Genomic DNA, 21,567 nt, shown 5'->3' with positions numbered 1-21,567 from the left:
GCCCGGCTGCCGACTGGGGTGCCGAGCGGCTGATCCCGCCACGAGCCCGCCTCCAACGAGGGATTGATGCGCCGGTGAGCCAGATCGTCGTCAAACGCCCGCCGAGGTCTCTTCCGCCGGAAGTGCCCGGTGAGGAACTGATCCTGGAGTCTCCGCCGGAACTCCCGCGGGGACAGCAGGAGTCGGCGTTGATGCAGCTCCTGCCGATGCTCGGCATGGGCTCCTCGGTCGTCTTCTTCTTCATGACCCCGTCGCCGATCATGCGGATCATGGGCACGCTGATGCTCGCCTCGACGATCGCGATGGCCGTCGCCCAGTTCGTCAGATTCCGTCGCGGTACGCAGGGGCAAATGTCCGATGTCCGCCGCGACTACCTCAAATACCTCGCGCAGACGCGTCGTACGGTGCGGCGCACGGCCCGCAAGCAGCGGGACGCGCAGTTGTATCTGCACCCCTCCCCCGAGCAGTTGTGGTCGGTGGTCGCCGAGGGTTCGCGGATGTGGGAGCGCCGGGTCGGCGACCACGACTTCGGGCAGGCGCGGATCGGCCTCGGGGCGCAGCAGTTGGCGACGCCGCTCGTGGCGCCGGACACGGCTCCGGTGGACGAGCTGGAGCCGTTGTGCGCGGGTGCGATGCAGCAGTTCCTGGCGGTGCACGGGACCCTGGACGGGCTGCCGATGGCGGTCTCGATGCGGGCGTTCTACCACGTGACGGTGTCGGGTGAGCCGGAGTCGGCGCAGGCGGCGGCGCGTGCCCTGGTGGCGCAGCTGGTGACCCTGCACTCCCCCGACGACCTGATGCTCGCGGTGGTCGCGGCGCGGCCCGCGCAGGAGCGCTGGGACTGGACGAAGTGGCTGCCGCACACCCAGGTGCCGGGGCAGGTCGACGGGGCGGGCACGAAGCGTCTGTTCGGCGACGACCTCGGTGAGCTGGAGCAGATGGTCCGCTCGAAGCTGGACGGGCGGCCGCGGTTCTCGCGGGAGAACCAGCCGGTGCTCGACCAGCCGCACGTGGTCGTCGTCCTGGACGGCGGCATGGTGCCGCCGGACTCGCTGCTCGCGGCGGCCGAGGGTCTCCAGGGCGTGACGATCGTGGAGGTGGTCTCCGGCGACCTCGACGAGCCGCGCGGTGGTCTCTCCGTGGTGGTGCGGCCGGGCCGGCTGCGTCTGGAGTCGGGGGGCGGCTTCGCGTACGAGGGGCTGCCGGACGGCATCTCGCTGCCGGCCGCGGAGGCGCTCGCCCGCCAGCTGGCGCCGCTGCGGATGGGCGGCGGGGACGACGACGAGCCGCTGCTCGCCAATCTGGACTTCACGGATCTGCTGAGCCTGGGCGACGCCGCCTCGGTGGACGTGGCGCGCACGTGGCGGCCCCGGTCGGTGGCCGAGCGGCTTCGGGTGCCGATCGGTGTCGGCGAGGACGGCCAGCCGGTCATGCTCGACCTGAAGGAGGCCGCGCAGGAGGGCATGGGTCCGCACGGTCTGTGTGTGGGTGCGACGGGTTCCGGCAAGTCGGAGCTGCTGCGGACGCTGGTGCTCGGTCTCGCGGTGACGCACTCCTCGGAGACGCTGAACTTCGTCCTCGCGGACTTCAAGGGCGGTGCGACCTTCGCGGGCATGTCGCAGATGCCGCACGTGGCGGCGGTCATCACCAACCTGTCGGACGACCTGACGCTCGTCGACCGCATGGGCGACGCGATCCGCGGTGAGCTGCAGCGGCGCCAGGAGCTGCTGCGGTCCGCGGGCAACTACGCGAACATCCACGACTACGAGAAGGCGCGTGCGGCGGGTGCTCCGCTCGAACCGCTGGCCTCGCTGGTCCTCGTCATCGACGAGTTCTCCGAACTCCTCACCGCCAAGCCGGACTTCATCGACATGTTCATCCAGATCGGCCGCATCGGCCGCTCGCTGGGTGTGCATCTGCTGCTCGCCTCGCAGCGCCTCGAGGAGGGCAAGCTGCGCGGCCTGGACACGTATCTCTCGTACCGGATCGGTCTGCGGACGTTCTCGGCGGCGGAGTCGCGGACGGCGATCGGTGTGCCGGACGCGTACCACCTGCCGTCGGTGCCCGGTTCGGGCTATCTGAAGTTCGGTACGGACGAGATGACCCGCTTCAAGGCGGCGTACGTGTCCGGGACCTACCGGACGGGCGGGCCGCGCCTGGAGATCGGGCAGATGCCGGTGGAGCGGCGTCCCGCCGTGTTCACGGCGGCGCCGGTGCCTGTGGTGTACGCGGCGCCCGACCCGGCGTACCTCACGGCGCAGCGCGCGGAGGAGGACGACGCCCTGGCGGACACCGTCCTCGATGTGATCGTGCGCCGGCTGGAGGGCCAGGGGGTGCCGGCGCACCAGGTGTGGCTGCCGCCGCTCGACCAGGCGCCGTCGCTCGACCAGCTGCTTCCGGGGCTCGCGCAGACCGCGGACCGGGGGCTCACGGCGACGGAGTACACGCGTCAGGGCGGGCTCACCGTGCCGCTCGGCCTCATCGACAAGCCGTTCGAGCAGCGGCGCGAGGTGCTGTACCGGGACTTCTCCGGCGCGGCCGGTCACATGATGGTGGTCGGCGGTCCGCAGTCCGGCAAGTCGACGATGATGCGGACGCTGGTCTCGTCGTTCGCGCTCACCCACACCCCGGCCGAGGTGCAGTTCTACTGCCTGGACTTCGGTGGCGGCGGCATGGTGTCGCTCGCCGATCTGCCGCACGTCGGCGGAGTGGCGTCCCGGCTCGACCCGGAGCGGGTGCGGCGTACGGTCGCCGAGGTGATGGGCGTGCTGAACCGGCGGGAGGAGTTCTTCCGCTCGAACTCCATCGACTCCATCGCGACCTACCGGCGCAAGCGCGCCGCGGGCGAACTGCCGGGCGAGGCCTGGGGCGACGTGTTCCTGATCGTCGACGGCTGGGGCGGTTTCCGCAACGACTACGACATGCTGGAGCCGATCGTCGCCGACATCGCGGCGCGCGGTCTGGGCTACGGCATCCATGTGGTGATCACCGCCGCCCGGTACATGGAGGTACGGGCGGCGCTCAAGGACCAGATGCTGGGCCGGCTCGAACTGCGGCTCGGTGACGTCATGGACTCCGAGTTCGACCGCAAGGTCGCGGCCAATGTGCCCGCCGGGGTGCCGGGACGCGGTCAGGTGGCGGAGAAGCTCCACTTCATGGGGGCGCTGCCGCGGATCGACGGGTCGAGCTCGGCAGCCGATCTGTCGGACGGCACGGCGGCGTTCGTACGGTCGGTGCAGGCGTCCTGGACGGGGGCCCCGGCTCCCGCGGTGCGGCTGCTGCCGCGCAAGCTGCCGGCGGAGCGGCTGCCGAAGGGCTTCGAGTACCCGCAGCACGGCATCGCGATCGGCATCGACGAGGCGAACCTGGAGCCGGTGTTCGTCGACTTCGAGTCGGACCCGTTCTTCCTGATCTTCGGTGAGAGCGAGTCGGGCAAGACGGCGCTGCTCAGGCTCATCGCCAAGCAGCTGTGCGAGCGGTACACGCCGGAGCAGGCGCGGATCGTGGTGGGTGACTACCGGCGGACGATGCTGGAGGCGGTGGCTCCCTCGCACCTCCTGGAGTACGCGCCGATGGCCTCGGCGATGCAGATGCACATGGAGGCCATCAACACGGTGATGACGAAGCGGGCGCCGAAGCCCGACATCACTCCGCAGCAGCTGCGGGACCGCAGCTGGTGGACGGGGCCGCAACTCTTCGTCCTGGTCGACGACTTCGAGCTGGTGGCCACCAACTCGGGCAATCCGCTGGCGGTCCTGGTGGAGAACCTGCCGTTCGCGCGGGACGTCGGCATCCGGTTCATCGTGGCGCGCAGCGCCGCGGGCGCGTCCCGGGCGATGTACGAGCCGTTCATGCAGCGCACGAAGGAGATGGGGGCGCAGGGCGTGATCCTCTCCGGCGATCCGCAGGAGGGCGACATCCTGGGCAGCGTCCGGGCGCGGCCGATGCCGCCGGGCCGGGGCACGTTCGTGTCGCGGAAGCGGGGAACGCCGCTGGTGCAGCTGGGCTGGCTGCCCGAGACCCACTGACGGGTGCGGGCGGCCCGTACGGGCCGACGGGCGGGGGATTTCCCCCCGCCCGGGTGCGGCGGTCCCACTACTGTGGGAGGGACCGCCGTACCACCGCGAAGGGAACGCGCCGATGACCGACGCAGACACCAGCACGACCAGCGCCGACAGTGTCTCCGGGAGCGCGGCGGGCAGCGCCGCCGGGAGCGACCGGGCCGCCGAGAGGCAGCGTCAGAAGGACGAGCTGTACGCGCTCGACATCTCCGGTGTCGCGTGGGAGGGCGCTCCCGGGACGAGCCCGGACGAGGAGCGGGTGGAGATCGCCCGGCTTCCCGAGGGCGCGGTGGCGATGCGTTCGTCCCTCGACAAGGACACGGTGCTGCGCTACACGAAGGCCGAGTGGGACGCGTTCGTCCTCGGCGCCCGGGACGGCGAGTTCGACCTGCGGTAGGTCTCGGACACGCGTGAGGGGGTGGCCCGTCGGAACGGGCCACCCCCTCACGTACGTCCGCGGGATGTCACATGCGGAACCGGGCGGCGTTGCCCCGGTCGGTGTCCTGGTAGCCGACGACCGACTCGTCGAGGAGCTGGGCGATGCGCGCCAGGTCCTGGTTCATGCCGGCCATGTCGCGGGTCAGGCGGTCCTGGGTCTCGCGGTACGCGATCTTGGCCTCACCCTCCCAGTTGTTGGCGACGCGGTTGACCTCGGCCATGAGGTCGTCCAGCTTCTGGGTGAGGGTGGTGGAGGTCAGGCGGGTGTCGGCCGCCGCCTGCGTCACGGTGTCGTAATTGACCGCAGTGGTCATGCTGTTGACTCCTGGAGTGAGAGTGGCGCGGAGGGCTGGTCGAGTGGCTCAGACGCCGAGAATGGCGCTCTGGTTGCCGCCACCGGCGCCGCCGCCGGTGTCCATCGAACGGAAGGACCGCAGGCGGTCCTCCTCCTCGCGCGAGAACCCGTCGGCGCTCATGCGCATCATCTCTTCGAGGTTCGCGAGCTCCTGGCGCATGCTGCGCAGACGCTGGTTCAGGTCGTTCTGGACCCGGTCGTACTCCTTGCTCGCAGCGCCCTGCCAGCCCGCCTGGACGCGGTCGACCACGCCGTTGAGGGAGGTGATGCGGGACTGGAGCTCGTCGGAGAAGTCCTGGATCCGGCCGGCGAGCTTGACTTGTTCGGCACTGGTTACGTTCAGGTCTTTCGACATCTTGCCCCTTCTTCCTTCGGTGACGTCGACGGCTGAGTCGTCGGGTCATCCGGTCGTGATGCGGACGGGAATCTTCTGATGCCGCCCCCGTGCTGGGATCGCACTCTCGTACGCCCCGCGGTCACTTTAGCCATTGACGGCGGCAGTTCCAACTGCAAAGGACGGTCCGGATACTTGACCGCTGCGCGGGTCACCGGGCCTCCCTTCGACGGCGGCTGTCGCGGATCACGACGGCGACCCCGGCGACCACGGCCACCAGGACGACACCGATCCCCAACGTGTAGGTGGCGAGGCGCTCGGAGCGCTCCTGAGGCGTCTCCGAGAGCGCCAGGCGCGCGGGCTCGGGAGCCGGCGCCTTGGGCGGCCCCGGGTCGGGCGTGGGTGTCGAGGGCGGCGTCCCGGGGGCGTCGGAGAGCGCCCGCACCGGGTCGACCACCCCCCAACCCACGTAGTTGTCGCGGCCGTTGACGACGCGGATGGCGGTCTGCTCGATCCGGGCGACGATCTGGGCCGCGGTCCAGTCCTTGTGCTCGGCGCGGAGCAGGGCGGCGACACCGGCGACGTACGGCGCGGAGAAGCTGGTGCCGTTGTCGACGCACTGGCCGCCGCCGGGGACCGTGGAGACGATGTCGACGCCGGGGGCGGCCACACCCACGAAGGTGCCGGCCTGGGAGAACGCGGCGCGCTCGTTGTTCCGGTCGGAGGAGGCGACGGCGAGGACGCCGGGGAATGCGGCCGGGTAGGTCGTCTTGAGGGCGCCGTCCATGCCGTCGTTGCCGGCGGAGGCGACGACGACGACGTCGTTCTTGATCGCGTGGGCCACCGCCTTGGCCATGTCCGAGTCCGAGTCGAGCCGCTGGGTGGTGTCCTGGGAGATGTTGATGACGTGGGCGCCCTTGTCGACCGCCCACTTGATGGCCTGCGCCATCGTGTCGGCCTTGCCGCTGTTCTTCTCGTCGTTCTGCCGGATCGGGATGATCGTCGCCTCGGGCGCGAGGCCGACGAAGCCGGTTCCCGCGCGCGGGCGGGCGGCGATGATGCCGGCGACCTTCGTGCCGTGGCCGACCTGGTCCACGGTGCCGTCGGTCTTGCCGCGCTGCTCGTCGCCGAGGCCGGGGTTCTCCTTGTCGGGCTTGAGGTAGTCCTTGCCCGCCTTGGCGTCGACGGCGGTCTGCAGCTGCGGGTTGACGTCGTCGACGCCCGTGTCGATGACGGCGACCCGGACGCCCTTGCCCTTGGTGTCCTGCCACAGCTCGTCGAGGAGGACCCGCTGGAGCGGCCAGGGGGTCTCCACGATCTGCTTCTTCATGGGGAAGGTGCACTCGCCGCTGCCGTCGAGGACGGGCCCGTCACGGAGGTCCGGGGCGGGCCCGGCGGCCGAGGCCGCGCCCGGGGCCGCGAGCAGCGCGGTGAGGGTCCCCGCGGCGAGGAGGGCCGCCGTACGGGAGGTCGCGCGGTACGTCGTCACCGGTGCCACCCCCTAGGAACCCTGCGGCTGGGCCGCGCTGTTGGAGTCGAGCCGGGGCCCCTTCGACAGGAACTCCGACCATTCGATCGGGACGAGGGCCGGCACGACCTTCTCGTAGCCGAGACGCTTCTGGGCGTCGCTGGGTTCCGGGCGTCCGTCGGTCGGCTTCTCCTTGTCCCCGGCGCCGATCTCCGAGCGGGCGGCGTCGCTGTCGCCGTTGGCCTGGACCGCGTAGCGGAGCCCCGTGTCGGTGATGAGGAACAGCGAGCCGTCGGGCGTCTTCTGCCGGCCCTGGATCTGGGTGTAGAGGAGACCGGTGCCCGGGGTGACGTAGGTGCTGGTGCCGCCCGCGGTGATGTCGGCGGGGTACTTGGTTCCGGCCCAGGTGGCGAGGGTCGTCTCGCCCTTCTCGCCGACGTGGGTGAGGACGCTGCACACGGTGTCGCGGGCGTTCGCTCCGGTGACGCCGTTGACCAGTTCCGACTTCATCTTCGGCCAGTTCACCCCGCCGTGGAAGACGGTCGGGTCCGGGACGAAGGAGGACGCGTCGGCAGGGGTGGGCTTGCCGTCCATGTCGAGCTCACGGGTCTGCGGGGCGTTGATGAGCAGCCAGGCGGTGAACGGCGTGACCGGCTGCACCTTGCCGGGGAGCACGACGTACTGCTGGGGCCCCGAACCGGTCTGGGCGAGGAGGACGTTGCCGATCCGGGCCTCGGTCTCGGTCAGGGTGGCGCCGGGGATCCGGGTGGGGCGTCCGACCTCGCTGCTCTCGATGCGCGGGAAGTCCACCTCGTCGCCGGTCTTCAGCGTGGCGAGCCAGTCGTCGGTGACCGGCTGCGGCTCCTTGGCGAGGCCGAAGAGGACGGTGAGCAGTCCGGTGGAGTCGGCCTTCACCGGGTACTTGGTTCCGGTGTGGTCGACGAGGAACTGGGCGGCGCCCTTCTGCCCCTTGACGTACATGACCTGCCCGTCCTTGAGCCGGTTCGCGCCCTCGGTGAGCTTCAGGTCCCGCTCGGCGAAGAGGAACGTCGCCTTCTGGACGCTGGCGCCCGTGCCGCCGCCGGGCTGCTCGCAGACGGCCCAGCGCTTGGCCTTGCCCGCGTCGTCGGCGGTGGGCAGCCTGTCGGGGGCGTACGGGATGCCGATGATCGGGCCGCGCGGCAGTTTGCCCTCGTCGAGCGTCTTGTCGGCGACCTGGACGACCTGGAACTCGTCGGGCTTGAGGAGGAGTCGCGCGGAGGCGAGGTTGAGGACCGGGTGGAGGAGGGTCTTCTTGTCCTTGCCCTTGCCGGTCTCCAGGACCACGTACCGGGTCGTCGACTGCTTGCCGATGATGACCCGGGTGCCGGGAGTGTCCCAGCCCTTGGGGGCCTGCGGCTTGAACATGCCCCAGGCGCCGAAGCCGGCGACGACGAGCGCGGCGACGATCAGCCCCGGGAGAACCGCGCGCAGCGGTTTCGGCGCCCCCTCCTCCGTGCCGGAGGGCGAGGGTTGGAGGAATGCCGCCACTGTGCGCTTCTTCGCAAAGGTGTACGCGTTGAGCTCGTCCCGCCGCGATGCCATGAGTCCCCATTCTCGTCAGGCGCGATCTTCGCGCGGGAGCCGGGGAGGTGACACCCGGGCCCCGGCTGTCGGACCGGCCCCCTACTATGCCTGCTGTCCCGTGGGGTTCGTGGGGCGGGTAGGGTGATCCGGCCGTCAAAGCCCTGGCGAGCCAGGGTGATCGGGATGAATTGAGGGGGATTCTCCATCATGGCTTCCGCGACGCGGACGCGGCCGGCCGCGACCACCGCCTCCGCACCCCCGTCCACGGGACCTGTTTCCTCGGTCTCACCGAGGCTCCAGGCCCGCCCGGGACACTTCGGTTCGTTCCAATTGCAACAGCTCGTACTGATCGAGGTGGCGGCGGCACTGCTCGTCGGCGCCTGGGCCGTCGAGCGCATGCTGTTGGTGCCCGCGGGCGTGGTCGCCGTCGTGCTCGTCCTGCTGGCGGTCGTCCGCCGGCACCACCGTTCCCTGCCCGAGTGGCTGGGAACCTTTCTCGCGCTGCGGGCCCGTACCCGCCGGGCGTCCTCGTTCACGGTGCCGGAGGGCACCGAGCCGGGGCTCGCACCGGTCGTGGAGTGCGACCCGGCGCTGCGGACCTACGCGTACAGCGACCGTGACCGGCGTCCGGTCGGCATGGTCGGCGACGGCACCTTCCTGACCGCCGTCCTGCGGGTCGAGTCGGACGGCTCGGCACTGCGCCCGGACCGCGCGGCACGGCCGCTGCCCGTCGGGCTCGTCCGGGACGTGCTGAGCGTGGACGGCATCCGGCTGGAGTCGGCGCAGATCGTGCAGCACACGCAGCCGGCGCCCGCCCCGCACCTGCCCGCGCAGTCGATGGCCGCGCGCAACTACGGTCCGCTCCAGGCCCAGACGGGTTCGCCCGCGGTCCGGATCACCTGGATCGCGCTCAAGCTCGACCCGGAGCTCTGCCCGGAGGCGGTCGCCGCGCGCGGCGGCGGCATGGCGGGCGCGCAGAAGTGCGTGGTGCGGGCGGCGGACCAGCTGGCGAGCCGGCTCGCGGGCGCCGGGTTCCGGGCGAGCGTGCTGACGGAGCAGGAGCTGATCGCGGCGCTCGCCACCTCGACCTGCGCGAGCCCGATGGCGATAGCGCAGGCGGGCCGGGGGCAGGCGCAGACGCGCCGCACCCAGGAGACCGCGCGGACCTGGCGGGTGGACGACCGCCGGCACACGACGTACTGGGTGGGTCGCTGGCCCCAGTTGGGCGGCCAGGGCGGCGCGGGGGCCTCGATGCCCCAGCTGGTGGCGCTGCTGACCTCGCTGCCCGCGCTCGCGACGACGTTCAGTCTGACGCTGAGCGGCGGGGACCGGCAGGAGGTCACGGTGGCCGGGCATGTACGGATCACCGGGCGCAGCGACGAGGAACTGGTCGCCGCGCGGCACGAACTGGAGCGCGCCGCGCGCGGGGTGAGGACGGGCCTTGTGAGACTCGACCGTGAACAGGTGCCCGGCATCCTGGCCACGCTTCCGCTGGGGGGTGCGCGCTGATGTCCCACTCCTCCTCGTCCCCCGCCTTCGGTACGCCGGCCCGTTCCGGCGCTCCCGGAACCTCTGGCAGAGCCGCCTCCCGGAGCGCTTCCCGGGGCACGGGCCGGGCCGCGAAGCCCCGGTTCGGTTTCGGTCTCGTCGGTCCGCGCCGCGACCGGCACTCCGTACCTCTCGACCAACTCGAAGCACTGTCCCTGCCGGTCGGCGACGACGGCATGGTGATCGGCGTCGACGCCGAGAACCGGCCCGCCGTGCTCGGCATCAACCGGCCCGTCCCGTACGACGTCACCCTCATCGGCGGCCTGTGGACCGCGCAGGTGCTGGCCCTGCGGGCCGCGGCGACGGGGGCGCGGGTGGCGGTCGAGACCGGCCGCGCGCAGGCCTGGACGGCGCTCGCGCAGGCCGCGGGCGGCGGGCAGCCGTGCATCGCGCTGCACGACGTGGGACGGGTGCCGCCGCAGGGCGCGTCCGCCGGCAGTCCGGTGGTCGTGGTGCGCGACTGCGGCATGCGGCCGCCGCGCGGCCGGGTCGTGTCCGCGCCCTGGCAGTCGGTGGTGACGCTGCTGCCCTATCTGAGTCCGGTCGCGCCCCGGCTCCTGGAGAAGTCCTCCCTGGTCGGCGTGCAGCGGGTGTCTCCCGACGAGGCCGCGCAGATCGGCCGGATCATGAGCCTGCCGCGCCACGAGTACGAGGCGCTGTCCACGCTCGCGGACGGGGTGACCCTGTGGTGCACGCCGAGCGACCGCCAGTTCGTGATGACGCAGGGGACCGACGCCGAGACCGGATTGTTGGGCGCCGCGCGCAGGATGGACTGAACGGCACGAAGTCGTTCAAGTACGTCCGTTTTTGCATCGTTTTGAACGGTGGGGGTTCTCACTCCGCGGCACGTCCGGGCCACTTGGGGACCGGACCGGGTCACGGGGACAGGCGCGGAGGGGCCGTCGGCCCTGCCCGGGGGTTGCTTGCGCCCTTTAGGGTGGAAGGGCCCCGCCCACCACGGCACAAGGGTGCTCGACCACACCAGGAGGCAAAGTGAACGGCGATCGCGACGAGATCCGCGGGGGTTGGAGTCCGCCCGCCGACGATCAGTCCGACGCGGATCCCGCCGAGATGACGGGTGAGTTCACCATCGACTACACCCCGCCGGCCTGGTACACGCAGAACGCGTCGGGCGGTGCGGGGGCGGGCGGTGCCACTCCCCCGCCGCCGAGCGGAGCGCCTGTCCCCGTACCGGGCCTCCCCGCGGGCAGCGGCTTCGAGCCGAGTTGGAACACCCCGGCGGCCGGTTCGCCGGTCGGCGCGCCTCCGGTGGGTGGGCCTCCGGTGGACGGACACGGCGCGGGTGCTCCTCCGGTGGGTGGGCACGGCGCGGGCATGCCTCCGGTGGGTGCGCCGCCGGTCGCGGAGCCGCCGGTCGCCGCGCCTCCCGTTGTCGCGCCTCCGGTCGCCGTACCTCCCGTGGCCCTGCCTCCGGTCGCGGGGTCGCCGGTTGCAGGCGCTCCGGGCGCTCCGGGCGCTCCGGGCGCTCCGGGCGACGGTTCGCTGCCGGGTGGCTTCCCGCCGCCCGCCCCGCTGCCGGGCGCGTCCGTGCCGTCACCCGCCCACTCGCCCACGCCTACGCCCGAGGTGTCCGCGCCCCCGACGCCCTTCGGCGGCGGCGACACCGAGAGTGGCGCGACCATGCGCTTCTCCCCCGCCGCGCTCCAGCACGAGATCGCCGAGCGCGCGGCGCGGGCGTCCGCCGCCCCGGCGACGCCGGACGCCGCCGAGGCGGCAAGCACCGCCGCGAGCACGGGGCCCGTACCGATCCCCGGAACCCCGCTGCCCGGGACTCCGGACACCGGGGCGACGGACTCGGGACCGGAGCGGGCCGACGACACGGCTCGGGCCGAGTCCGCCGTCGAGGAGCCGGCCGCGACCGCGTCCGGGGCCGCCGACTCCAGCGGTTCCGCCGGTTCCGCCGACCCTTCCGGAGGTGGCGACGGCAGCGCGTCCGTGGAGGCAGGAACGCCCCACGAGACCGAGCCGGAAGCCGTGAGCGCGTCGCCCGCGGACGCCCCCGCGGCGCCCGCCGAGGCAGCTGCCCTGTCGACGGCCGACGGCACCGCGCTCCCGGACTCCACCGTCACCCCGGCCGCCTCCGACTCCCCGGACGCCCCGGCCTCCGCCGAGGCGGACCCCGGGACGGTCGCCGACTCCGTTCCCACGGATGCCTCCGGCGACCCGGTGAGCCCTGAGGTGCCCCTCGCCGCGGTCGAAGCCGTGACCGAGCCCGTGGCGCCCTTGCCCCACCCTCCGGCCGGCACCCCGCCGACCGAGGCACCGGGGGCCCTCGGCCCGTACCCCGGTGCGACCCCCGCCCCCGCTCCCCTTCCCGGACAGGGCCCCGGACAGGGCTACCCGGTCGGCGGGCCGGGGGCCGGCGCCGGGCTGCCGCCGCTTCCGCCCTCCTTCCAGCCGGCCGCCCCCGGGCCCGCCCAGCAGTGGCCGGCCCAGCCGGCGCCGGGTGCCCAGCCGGTGCCCCAGGCCGCACCGTTGCCGCCCGCCGCCGCCTGGCCGGCGTCCGCGACGCCCGGCGGACCCGGCCCCGTACCGCCGCAGGCGCAGCCCCAGCCCCAGGCCCCCGGTGCCTACGGCTACCCGCAGACGCCGCAGGCCCCGCACGCGCCGCAGGCCCAGCAGCAGCCCCAGACCCCCGGCGCGTACGGCTATCCCCAGGCCCAGCCGCAGCCCCAGCCGCAGACGCCGGGTGCCTACGGCTACCCGCAGTCGCCCCAGGCACCGCAGGTCCAGCAGGCTCCCCAGGTCCCGCAGCCGCAGCCCGAGTCCTCGGCCCCCGCGCCCCAGGGCGGCTACGGCTTCCCCCGCCCCGGGGCGCCCGCGCAGCAGGACGGATACGGCTACCCGCTGGGCGCACCTCCCGGGCCGCAGGGCCCAGGGGGACAGCCCGGAGTGCCCGGTGGCGTGCCGCCGCAGGCCCAGGCGCCGGGCGGGTACGGCTATCCGCACCCGGCCGCCGTTCCCCCGCAGGCGGCCGCCGCCCAGCCGCCGTACGACGCGCAGCCGCCCGTCGACCCCCGGACCGGGGCCGCCTGGCCCTCGCCCGTGACGCACGATCAGCGCGAGCGGTCCGTGCCGGGCGCCCCCCTCGGGTACAACGCGGCGGTCGAGCTCTCCTCCGACCGGCTCCTGCGGAACAACAAGCAGAAGCCCAAGTCCAGCCGGACGCCCGGCGGTGCCGCCGCCCGCTTCAAGCTGGGCGGGAAGAAGGAGGAGGCGGAGCGGCAGCGCAAGCTGGAGCTGATCCGGACGCCGGTCCTCTCCTGCTACCGGATCGCGGTCATCTCGCTCAAGGGCGGTGTCGGCAAGACCACGACGACGACCGCGCTCGGGGCGACCCTGGCGACCGAGCGGCAGGACAAGATCCTGGCGATCGACGCCAACCCGGACGCCGGAACCCTGGGCCGCCGGGTGCGCCGCGAGACCGGGGCGACCATCCGCGACCTGGTGCAGGCGATCCCGTACCTCCACTCGTACATGGACATCCGCCGGTTCACCTCGCAGGCGCCGTCCGGTCTGGAGATCCTCGCCAACGACGTGGACCCGGCGGTCTCGACGACGTTCAACGACGAGGACTACCGGCGGGCGATCGACGTCCTGGGCAAGCAGTACCCGATCATCCTCACGGACTCCGGTACGGGTCTGCTGTACAGCGCCATGCGCGGGGTGCTCGACCTCGCCGACCAGCTGATCATCATCTCGACGCCCTCCGTGGACGGCGCGTCCAGCGCGTCGACGACGCTGGACTGGCTCTCGGCGCACGGCTACGCGGACCTGGTGCAGCGTTCGATCACCGTCATCTCCGGGGTCCGCGAGACCGGCAAGATGATCAAGGTCGAGGACATCGTGCAGCACTTCCAGACCCGCTGCCGCGGCGTCGTGGTCGTGCCGTTCGACGAGCACCTGTCGGCCGGCGCCGAGGTGGACCTCGACATGATGCGGCCGAAGACCCGCGAGGCGTACTTCCACCTCTCGGCGATGGTGGCCGAGGACTTCGTACGGGCGCAGCAGGCGCAGGGGCTCTGGACCGGCGACGGCCAGGGCGCGATGCCGCCGCACATGGCCCCGCCGATGCCGGGCGGCCAGCAGATGCCGGGTCAGCCGATGCCCGGACAGCCGGTGCCGGGGCAGTTCGCGCCCGGACAGCCCGTACCGGGTCAGCCGTACGGCGGTCAGCCCGCGCCCGGACAGCAGGCCCCGGGACAGCCGTACCCGCCGCAGCAGCCCTACGGACAGCAGCCGGCGCCCGGGCAGCCGTACGGAGCGCAGCCCGCGCCCGGACAGCAGCCGTACGGGGCGCAGCCCGCTCCCGGGCAGCCGATGCCGGGTCAGCCGTACGGCGGTCAGCCCGCGGCCGGTCAGCCGTACGGAGCACAGCCCGCACCCGGACAGCCGTACGGCGCGCCTTCCGGTCAGCCCGGCATGCCGCAGGGCTGGCAGCAGCCGCAGCCCGGACAGCCGCTGCCCCCGCACGCCGATCCGCAGGATCCCGGCCAGGGACAGGGGCAGGCGTACGACCAGGGACAGGGGCAGGGTCCGTCGCCCGAATGGCCCCGGCAGGGGCCTCCGGGGGCGCCGCCAGCCCCTCAGCAGTAAGGCGTCACAGGAGTAGACCAATGAGGCCCCGCACCGGCTCCCCGGTGCGGGGCCTCATGGCATTCCCGCAGCCCACAAGGGGTTTGAGGGATCGTTGACGACGGCAGACCACCGCTGATAAACCTTCGCTTCACTCACCGTCAGCCCAAGATCCACGACAGATCCCCCGACGCGAGGTCACGTCCCATGGTCATGGTCACGAAGGCTCCACCCCGTTCCGCCTCCGCCGCCCACAGAGCGCTCCGGCTGCTGCTCGCCGCCGGTGTCACCGCCGTCTCCCTCGTGGCCGTCCCCGGTACCGCCGCCGCGGAGGACGACAAGTCCGCCGGGAACACGCTCACCGTCGCCGTCTCGCAGAGCATCGACTCGCTGAGCCCGTTCCTCGCCCAGAAGCTCACCTCGACCAGCATCCACCGGCTGGCCTACGAGTACCTCACCAACTACGACGCCAAGGACGCCCGGACGATCCCGGGCCTGGCGACCGCGTGGACCCCCTCGGCGGACAAGCTGACGTGGACGTACACCATCCGCGAGAACTCGACCTGGTCCGACGGGAAGCCCGCGACCGCCGAGGACGCGGCCTGGACCTTCAACAAGATGATGACCGACCCGAACGCCGCCACCGCCAACGGCAGCTTCACGGCCAACTTCGCGCAGGTCACCGCACCTGACGCGAAGACGCTCGTCATCCGGCTCAAGAAGCCGCAGGCCACGATGACCGCGCTCGACGTGCCGATCGTGCCGAAGCACGTCTGGGAGAAGGTCGGCGACTTCTCGAAGTTCAACAACGACAAGCAGTTCCCGATCGTGGGCAACGGCCCCTTCGTCATCACCGACTTCAAGGTCGACCAGTACATCAAGCTCAAGCCGAACAAGACGTTCTGGCGGGGCGCGCCGAAGTTCGACGAGCTGGTCTTCAAGTACTACAAGGACGGGGACGCCGCCGTCGCCGCCCTCCAGAAGGGCGAGGTGTCGTTCGTACCGAACCTGACGCCCGCCCAGGCCGCCGCACTGGGAACCCAGAAGAACATCAAGGTCAACGACGCGCCCGGCCGGCGCTTCTACGCCCTGGCCACCAACCCGGGCGCGAAGGCGCAGGACGGCAAGGCCTTCGGCAACGGCCACAAGGCGCTGCTCGACCCGGAGGTGCGCAAGGCGCTGTTCCTCGCGGTCGACCGCACCACCCTCGTCGACAAGGTCTTCCAGGGCCACGCGGTCGAGGGCGAGGGCTACATCCCGCCCCGTTTCGGCTCGTACTTCTGGAAGCCGGAGACGGGCCAGAAGCGGACGTACGACCCCGCAGAGGCGGCGAAGGTCCTCGACGCCGCCGGGTACCGGAAGAACGCCGACGGCAAGCGGGTCGGCAAGGACGGCAGGCCGCTGGACTTCCGGATCCTCTGTCACGCCACCGACCCGAACGACAAGGCGGTCGGCAAGTACCTCCAGGAGTGGTGGGGCGAGCTGGGCGTCGGCCTGAAGGTCGAGTGCCTCGACAGCGTCTCGGACCCCTGGGTCAAGGGCGACTACGACCTCGCGTTCGACGGCTGGTCGGTCAACCCCGACCCCGACTACGTCCTGTCGATCCACACCTGCGGCACCCTGCCGGAGACGCCGAAGGACTCCGGGGCCACCGACAACTTCATCTGCGACCGGCAGTTCGACGGCCTCTACGCGCAGCAGGCGGTGGAGTACGACGCCGCCAAGCGGGCGGATCTGGTGAAGCGGATGCAGTCCCGGCTGTACGACACGGGGTACATGAACATCATGGCCTATCCGAACGCCCTGGAGGCGTACCGCACGGACCAGATCAAGTCCATCACCACCATGCCCGAGGCGGGCGGAAACCTGTGGGGCCAGGACGGCTACTGGAGCTGGTGGTCGGCCGTGCCCGCGGCCTCCGCCTCCGAGGGCGAAAGCTCCGGTTCCTCGACGAACATCTGGCTGATCCTCGGCCCCGCCGCGATCGTCCTCGTCGCCGTGGGTGTCTGGACCGCCCGCCGCCGCCGCTCCACCGCCGACGACCGCGAGTAGTCGTGACGACGGCAAGCACCCCCGCCGACGTGGCGCGGGCCGAAGAGGCCCGCGCCACGGACGGCGCACCCCGCACCGGTTCCTCCCTCGGCTATCTCCGCCACGCGGCGGGGAAGCTGGGCGGCGCGCTCGTCTCCCTCTTCGCCGTCCTCGTCACCAGCTTCTTCCTCTTCCGGATCATCCCCGGGGACCCGGTGAAGGCGATGACGCACGGCATCCCCACATCGGCGGAACAACTCGCCACCCTGCGCCGCCAGTTCGGGCTCGACCTGCCCCTGTGGCAGCAATTCGTCGACTACTGCGCCAAGGCGCTGGGCGGCGACCTCGGCACCTCGTTCCAGTTCCGCGCCCCGGTCGGGGAGCTGATCGCGGAGAAGCTCCCCGCGACGCTGCTGCTCACCGGCGTCGCCGTGGTGATCTACTCGGCGCTCGGGCTCTGGCTCGGCACCCGCTCCGCCTGGCGCCACGGCGGTCTCGGCGACCGGCTGAACACCGGGATCGCCCTGACCCTGTGGTCGGTGCCCTCCTTCTGGCTCGGCCTGCTGCTCATCATCGTGTTCTCCGTCGGCATGGGTCCGATCCCCGGGCTCTTCCCCACCGGCGGCATGGAGTCGGGCACGGGCGAGACCGGCTTCGCCCACGTCCTCGACGTCGCCCACCACCTCGTCCTGCCCGTCGTCACGCTCGTGGCCGTCGGGTACGCGCAGACCCTGCTGGTGATGCGCTCCTCGCTGCTCGACGAGATGGGCGGCGACTATCTGACGACGGCGCGGGCGAAGGGGCTCCGCGACGACGACGTGCGACGCCGGCACGCCGTACCGAACGCGCTCCTGCCGACCGTCACCATGATCTTCATCAACCTGGGTCATGTGGCGGCCGGATCGATCCTGGTGGAGACGGTCTTCTCCTGGCCCGGCCTCGGCGGACTGTTCTACCAGGCGCTGAGCGTGCCGGACCTGCCGCTCGTCCAGGGACTGTTCGTGGTCTTCGCCGGAGCGATGATCCTGATGAACCTGATCGCCGACCTCCTCTATCCGCTGCTCGACCCCCGGGTGGGCCGATGACCTCGACCGAACCGACGGCCCCCTCGGGGACGACCGCCTCCTCGGGGACGACACCCGCCACGGAGTCGTCACCCGCCACCGCGCCCGGCAAGAAGAAGCCGCCCCCCGCCACCGCGTCGACGCCTGCCACGAAGTCGTCGCTGACGTGGGCGCGCCGCCGGAGCACGGTGGCCCGCTTCTGGGCCTCGTACCGCACCCGCCGCGCCGGGCTCCTCGGCCTCGCCGGGCTCGCCCTCATCGCGCTGCTCGCCCTCACCGCCCCGTGGACCGTCGGCGCCGACGTGCAGTCGGTGACACAGGCCCCGGGTACGGCCCTGGAGCCACCGAGCGCCGAATTCCCGCTGGGGACCGACCAGTTCGGGCGCTCCCTGCTCGGTCTGCTGATCTGGGGGGCGCGCATCTCCCTGCTCGTGGGGCTGCTCGCGGCGGTCCTCTCGGTCGCCATCGGCACCCTGGTGGGCATCATCGCCGGTCACTACGGCGGCTGGTTCTCGACCGTCGTCATGCGGATCACCGACTGGTTCCTGGTGATGCCGACCCTGGTCCTCGCGATCGTGCTGGCCACCGTCATGTCCCGGTCGATGTGGACGGTGGTCCTGGCCATCGGTGTGACCTCCTGGCCGACCACCGCCCGCCTGGTGCGGGCCCAGACGATCGCGGTGGAGTCCCGCCCGTACATCGAGCGGGCGACCGCGCTCGGCGGCGGCCACGGACACGTCATGGGCAGGCACGTCCTGCCGAACGTGATGCCGCTGGTGCTCGCGCAGACCACCCTCGGCATCTCGACCGCCATCCTCACCGAGGCGACGCTCGCCTTCCTCGGACTCGGCGACCCGACGGTCGTCTCCTGGGGCGGCATGCTCCAGGACGCCCGTGACGCGGGCGCGGTCTCCTCCGGGCACTGGTGGTACCTGGCCCCGCCCGGCATCGCCATCGCCCTGGTGGCACTCGCGTTCACCCTGTGCGGGCGGGCCGTCGAGTCCGTGCTCAATCCGAAGCTGGGGGTGAGTCGATGACCGCGCAGAGCCTCCTGGAAGTACGGGACCTCAGGGTGACCTACGGGTCGGGCGCGGCCGCCGTGCCCGCCGTACGCGGGGTCGACCTGACCCTGGAGACGGGCACCAAGCTGGGCGTGGCCGGCGAGTCCGGCTGCGGAAAGTCCACCCTCGCCCTCGCCCTGCTGCGGCTTCTTCCGGCCTCGGCGCGGATCGAGGGGCGGATCCTGCTCGACGGCGACGACGTCCTCGCCATGAAGTGGGGACACCTGCGGGCCGTGCGCTGGGCGGGCGCGTCGATCGTCTTCCAGGGCGCGATGCACTCGCTCAACGCGGTGCACCGGATCGGGGACCAGATCGCCGAGCCGCTGCTCGTGCACGGCCGGGCGACCCCGGCGGCGGCCCGCAGACGGGCCGGTGAGCTGCTCGAACACGTCGGGCTTCCGGCCGCCCGCGCGGCCGCCTATCCGCACGAGCTGTCCGGCGGGCAGCGGCAGCGCGTGATGATCGCGATGGCGCTCGCCTGCGATCCCCGGCTGATCGTCGCGGACGAGCCCACGACCGCGCTCGACGTGATGATCCAGGCGCAGATCCTCCGGCTGATCGAGCGGCTCGTCGCCGAGCAGTCCATCAGCCTCCTGATGATCAGCCACGACCTCGCGGTCCTCGCCGACACCTGCGACCGGCTCGCCGTGATGTACGCGGGCCGGGTCGTCGAGGAGGGACCGGCGCGGGCGGTGTACGAGGCGGCCGAGCACCCCTACGGGCGGGCACTGTCCTCGGCGTTCCCGCGCGTCGGGGACCTCGCCTCCCGGCGGGCCCCGCGCGGTCTGCCGGGCGACCCGCCGGACCCGGCGGACCTGCCCGGCGGCTGCACCTTCCATCCCCGCTGTCCGATGGCGGTGGACGCCTGCGGGGAACTCGATCCGGAGCTGCGGGTCGCCGGCGCGGACCACCGGGCCGCCTGCGTCCATGTGGGGAGCGCGTCATGAGTACGGAGACGGCCGAGCGTACGGAGACGAAGGCGGCGTCCCTGCTGTCGGCACGCGGACTGCACGTCACCTTCCCCGGGCGGCGGGGCGCGCCGCCCGCACGCGCGGTGGACGGGGTGGACCTCGACATCGGCGCGGGCGAGATCGTGGCCCTCGTCGGCGAGTCGGGCTGCGGCAAGACGACCCTGGCCCGCTCGCTCCTCGGTCTCGTCCGGCCCACGTCGGGGTCGGTCGCCTTCGACGGGCGGCCGCTCTCCTACTCCGCCGGGGCCCTCAAGGCCTACCGGAAACGGGCGCAGCTGGTCCTCCAGGACCCGAGCGGCTCGCTGAACCCCCGGCACACCGTGTACGACGCGGTGGCGGAGGGGCTGCGGATCCACGGATTCGCGGGCGACGAGCGGGAGGCGGTCGCCGGGGCCCTCGCGCGGGCCGGGCTGCGGCCCCCGGAGCGCTTCTTCCTGCGCTACCCGCACGAACTGTCCGGCGGGCAGCGGCAGCGGGTGGTCATCGCGGGCGCGCTCGTCCTGGAGCCCGAGCTCATCGTCGCCGACGAGCCGGTGGCCTCCCTCGACGCCTCCGTACGGGGCGAGATCCTGGCGCTGCTGCTGCGCCTGAGGGACGAACTGGGGCTGTCCGCGCTGGTGGTGACACACGATCTGGGACTCGCGTGGAACATCGCCGACCGGGTGGCGGTGATGTACCTGGGCCGGGTCGTGGAGACCGGCACGGTGGAATCCGTACTGACCCGGCCCCGGCACCCGTACACCCGGGCGCTGCTGTCGGTGCTCCCCGAGTCCGGGGGGGCTCCGGTGGTGCTGACCGGTGAGCCCCCGGACCCGTCCCGCGTCCCGTCCGGCTGCCGATTCCACGCCCGCTGCCAGATCCTCGCCTCGGGCGAGGCGGCGGCGGTCGCGGACCGCTGCCGCGGCGAGAACCTGCCGGTCCTGGGCGGTGGCGGGGAGCAGGAGGTGGCCTGCCACTGGGTGGCGCGGGAGGCGTCGGTCTGAGTCGGTCCGAGCCGGTCGGCCCTGGAGGCCTCGGGCCTCCGAGCCGGTCGGCCCGGTGACGGGCGGGGCCACCGGGTCGGGGCGGCCCGGGCGTCAGACGGCCGGGGGGTTCTCCCGGTCGTACGCCTCGGTCAGCTCCCGGCAGCGCTTCACGTCGCCGGCCATCGCCTCCAGCAGGTCGTCCAGGGTGTCGAACTTGAGCATCCCGCGGACGTACTCCAGGAACTCCACGGCCACGTGCAGCCCGTACAGGTCGAGGCCCTCGCGGTCGATCGCGTACGCCTCGACCGTCCGCTCCGTGCCGTCGAACTGCGGGTTCGTGCCGACCGAGATGGCCGCCGGCATCCGCTCCCCCGCGGCCGTCAGCCAGCCGGCGTAGACGCCGTCGGCCGGGATCGCGGTGTGCGGCAGGGTCTCGACGTTGGCCGTCGGGAAGCCGAGCTCGCGGCCCCGCTGCGCGCCGCGGACCACGATGCCCTCGACCCGGTGCGGGCGGCCGAGGATCTCGGAGGCCCCGGCCATGTCGCCCTCGGCAACGAGCCGTCGGGTGAGGGTGGAGGAGAAGGGCAGGCCGCCGCCCGCCGTACCGCTGACGAACAGGTCGATGACCTCGACCTCGTAGTCGTAGGTGGCGCCGAGCTCGGACAGGAAGGCGACGTTGCCCGCGGCCCGGTGCCCGAAGCGGAAGTTGGGGCCCTCGATGACGGCCTTCGCGTGCAGCTTGTCGACGAGCACCTTGACGATGAAGGCGGCCGGGGACAGCTGGGAGAACTCGGCGGTGAACGGCAGCACGAGCACCGCGTCCACCCCGAGGCCGGCCATCAGTTCGGCACGCCGGTGGTGCGGGGCGAGCAGCGGCGGATGGCTGCCCGGCCGGACGACCTCCGAGGGGTGCGGGTCGAAGGTGACCACGACGGAGGGGACGCCGAGTTCCCTCGCGCGCTCGACGGCGCGCCCGATGATCAGCTGGTGCCCGCGGTGCACACCGTCGTAGGAGCCGATGGTGACGACGCTGCGCCCCCAGTCCTGGGGGATGTCCTCCAAGCCACGCCAGCGCTGCACTGTGACCGCTCCTCGTCCGCCTGTTCGCC

General features: G+C 72.5%; 15 protein-coding genes. 10 read left to right on the top strand and 5 right to left on the bottom strand.

The genetic code is table 11. From position 1 onward, the window contains the following. The first annotated feature begins 74 nt into the window (after window positions 1-74). Together eccCa and IE311_RS08840 are read left to right on the top strand one after the other, a co-directional pair. On the top strand, window positions 75-4,028 hold the full coding sequence (gene eccCa / locus IE311_RS08845) for a type VII secretion protein EccCa (RefSeq protein ID WP_189831008.1): 3,954 nt from the start codon (window positions 75-77) through the stop codon (window positions 4,026-4,028). Window positions 4,029-4,251: 223 nt separating this feature from the next. Beyond that, window positions 4,252-4,458 (top strand): DUF397 domain-containing protein, encoded by a 207-nt coding sequence (locus IE311_RS08840; protein ID WP_229901801.1) that lies wholly within the window; start codon window positions 4,252-4,254, stop codon window positions 4,456-4,458. 67 nt (window positions 4,459-4,525) lie between these two features. On the opposite strand, the gene IE311_RS08835 is transcribed toward IE311_RS08840, so the two are convergent. The 4 genes from IE311_RS08835 to eccB form a co-directional block, all read right to left on the bottom strand. Next, window positions 4,526-4,813 (bottom strand): WXG100 family type VII secretion target, encoded by a 288-nt coding sequence (locus tag IE311_RS08835; protein ID WP_030322450.1) that lies wholly within the window; start codon window positions 4,811-4,813, stop codon window positions 4,526-4,528. Window positions 4,814-4,861: 48 nt separating this feature from the next. Next, entirely contained in the window at window positions 4,862-5,209 is a 348-nt protein-coding gene (locus IE311_RS08830; RefSeq protein ID WP_189831006.1) for a WXG100 family type VII secretion target, read from the bottom strand. A 190-nt stretch (window positions 5,210-5,399) separates the two neighbouring features. Further along, window positions 5,400-6,518 carry a type VII secretion-associated serine protease mycosin gene (mycP, locus tag IE311_RS08825; RefSeq protein WP_373313786.1) on the bottom strand — a complete coding sequence of 373 codons (1,119 nt, stop codon included), beginning with the start codon at window positions 6,516-6,518 and terminating at the stop codon, window positions 5,400-5,402. A 171-nt stretch (window positions 6,519-6,689) separates the two neighbouring features. Next, window positions 6,690-8,240 carry a type VII secretion protein EccB gene (gene eccB, locus IE311_RS08820; protein ID WP_189831004.1) on the bottom strand — a complete coding sequence of 517 codons (1,551 nt, stop codon included), beginning with the start codon at window positions 8,238-8,240 and terminating at the stop codon, window positions 6,690-6,692. 189 nt (window positions 8,241-8,429) lie between these two features. Here eccB and eccE point away from each other — a divergent pair, with 189 nt between their 5' ends. The 8 genes from eccE to IE311_RS08780 all read left to right on the top strand — a co-directional run bounded on the left by eccE (window position 8,430) and on the right by IE311_RS08780 (window position 20,476). After that, complete coding sequence (eccE, locus tag IE311_RS08815; protein ID WP_189831003.1) at window positions 8,430-9,731, top strand: type VII secretion protein EccE; 1,302 nt, start codon at window positions 8,430-8,432, stop codon at window positions 9,729-9,731. Beyond that, a complete protein-coding gene (locus IE311_RS08810) occupies window positions 9,731-10,546 on the top strand; it encodes a hypothetical protein (protein WP_189831002.1) in 816 nt (271 codons plus the stop codon). The genes eccE and IE311_RS08810 overlap by 1 nt, the downstream gene beginning before the upstream one ends. A gap of 217 nt (window positions 10,547-10,763) precedes the next feature. Beyond that, window positions 10,764-14,387 (top strand): SCO5717 family growth-regulating ATPase, encoded by a 3,624-nt coding sequence (locus IE311_RS08805; RefSeq protein ID WP_189831001.1) that lies wholly within the window; start codon window positions 10,764-10,766, stop codon window positions 14,385-14,387. Between the two features lie 192 nt (window positions 14,388-14,579). Further along, window positions 14,580-16,418, top strand: a complete 1,839-nt coding sequence (locus IE311_RS08800; RefSeq protein WP_189831048.1) for an ABC transporter substrate-binding protein — start codon at window positions 14,580-14,582, stop codon at window positions 16,416-16,418. Window positions 16,419-16,420: 2 nt separating this feature from the next. Next, on the top strand, window positions 16,421-17,482 hold the full coding sequence (locus IE311_RS08795; protein ID WP_189831000.1) for an ABC transporter permease: 1,062 nt from the start codon (window positions 16,421-16,423) through the stop codon (window positions 17,480-17,482). Next, window positions 17,479-18,498 carry an ABC transporter permease gene (locus IE311_RS08790; protein WP_189830999.1) on the top strand — a complete coding sequence of 340 codons (1,020 nt, stop codon included), beginning with the start codon at window positions 17,479-17,481 and terminating at the stop codon, window positions 18,496-18,498. Before IE311_RS08795 ends, IE311_RS08790 begins: the two co-directional genes overlap by 4 nt. Continuing rightward, the gene (locus IE311_RS08785) at window positions 18,495-19,469 is read left to right on the top strand and encodes an ABC transporter ATP-binding protein (protein WP_189830998.1); all 975 of its coding nucleotides are present in this window, start codon (window positions 18,495-18,497) and stop codon (window positions 19,467-19,469) included. Before IE311_RS08790 ends, IE311_RS08785 begins: the two co-directional genes overlap by 4 nt. Beyond that, on the top strand, window positions 19,466-20,476 hold the full coding sequence (locus IE311_RS08780) for an ABC transporter ATP-binding protein (protein ID WP_189830997.1): 1,011 nt from the start codon (window positions 19,466-19,468) through the stop codon (window positions 20,474-20,476). The genes IE311_RS08785 and IE311_RS08780 overlap by 4 nt, the downstream gene beginning before the upstream one ends. Before the next feature lie 93 nt (window positions 20,477-20,569). Here the strand turns inward: IE311_RS08780 and IE311_RS08775 are convergent, their stop codons facing one another. After that, complete coding sequence (locus tag IE311_RS08775) at window positions 20,570-21,538, bottom strand: bifunctional riboflavin kinase/FAD synthetase (RefSeq protein WP_189830996.1); 969 nt, start codon at window positions 21,536-21,538, stop codon at window positions 20,570-20,572. Window positions 21,539-21,567 lie beyond the last annotated feature (29 nt).

The organism is Streptomyces zaomyceticus (genome assembly GCF_014656215.1).
Classification (GTDB): Bacteria; Actinomycetota; Actinomycetes; order Streptomycetales; family Streptomycetaceae; genus Streptomyces; species Streptomyces zaomyceticus.
This window is presented reverse-complemented; position numbering and strand designations above follow the sequence as displayed.

What these genes read in the sequence shown, in the direction of transcription:
- IE311_RS08790 (WP_189830999.1), top strand. Translation starts at nt 17,479, where the DNA reads ATGACCTCGACCGAACCGACGGCCCCCTCGGGGACGACCGCCTCCTCG.
- eccB (WP_189831004.1), bottom strand. Translation starts at nt 8,240, where the DNA reads ATGGCATCGCGGCGGGACGAGCTCAACGCGTACACCTTTGCGAAGAAG.
- mycP (WP_373313786.1), bottom strand. Translation starts at nt 6,518, where the DNA reads ATGAAGAAGCAGATCGTGGAGACCCCCTGGCCGCTCCAGCGGGTCCTC.
- IE311_RS08800 (WP_189831048.1), top strand. Translation starts at nt 14,580, where the DNA reads ATGGTCACGAAGGCTCCACCCCGTTCCGCCTCCGCCGCCCACAGAGCG.
- IE311_RS08785 (WP_189830998.1), top strand. Translation starts at nt 18,495, where the DNA reads ATGACCGCGCAGAGCCTCCTGGAAGTACGGGACCTCAGGGTGACCTAC.
- eccE (WP_189831003.1), top strand. Translation starts at nt 8,430, where the DNA reads ATGGCTTCCGCGACGCGGACGCGGCCGGCCGCGACCACCGCCTCCGCA.
- IE311_RS08830 (WP_189831006.1), bottom strand. Translation starts at nt 5,209, where the DNA reads ATGTCGAAAGACCTGAACGTAACCAGTGCCGAACAAGTCAAGCTCGCC.
- IE311_RS08780 (WP_189830997.1), top strand. Translation starts at nt 19,466, where the DNA reads ATGAGTACGGAGACGGCCGAGCGTACGGAGACGAAGGCGGCGTCCCTG.
- IE311_RS08835 (WP_030322450.1), bottom strand. Translation starts at nt 4,813, where the DNA reads ATGACCACTGCGGTCAATTACGACACCGTGACGCAGGCGGCGGCCGAC.
- IE311_RS08810 (WP_189831002.1), top strand. Translation starts at nt 9,731, where the DNA reads ATGTCCCACTCCTCCTCGTCCCCCGCCTTCGGTACGCCGGCCCGTTCC.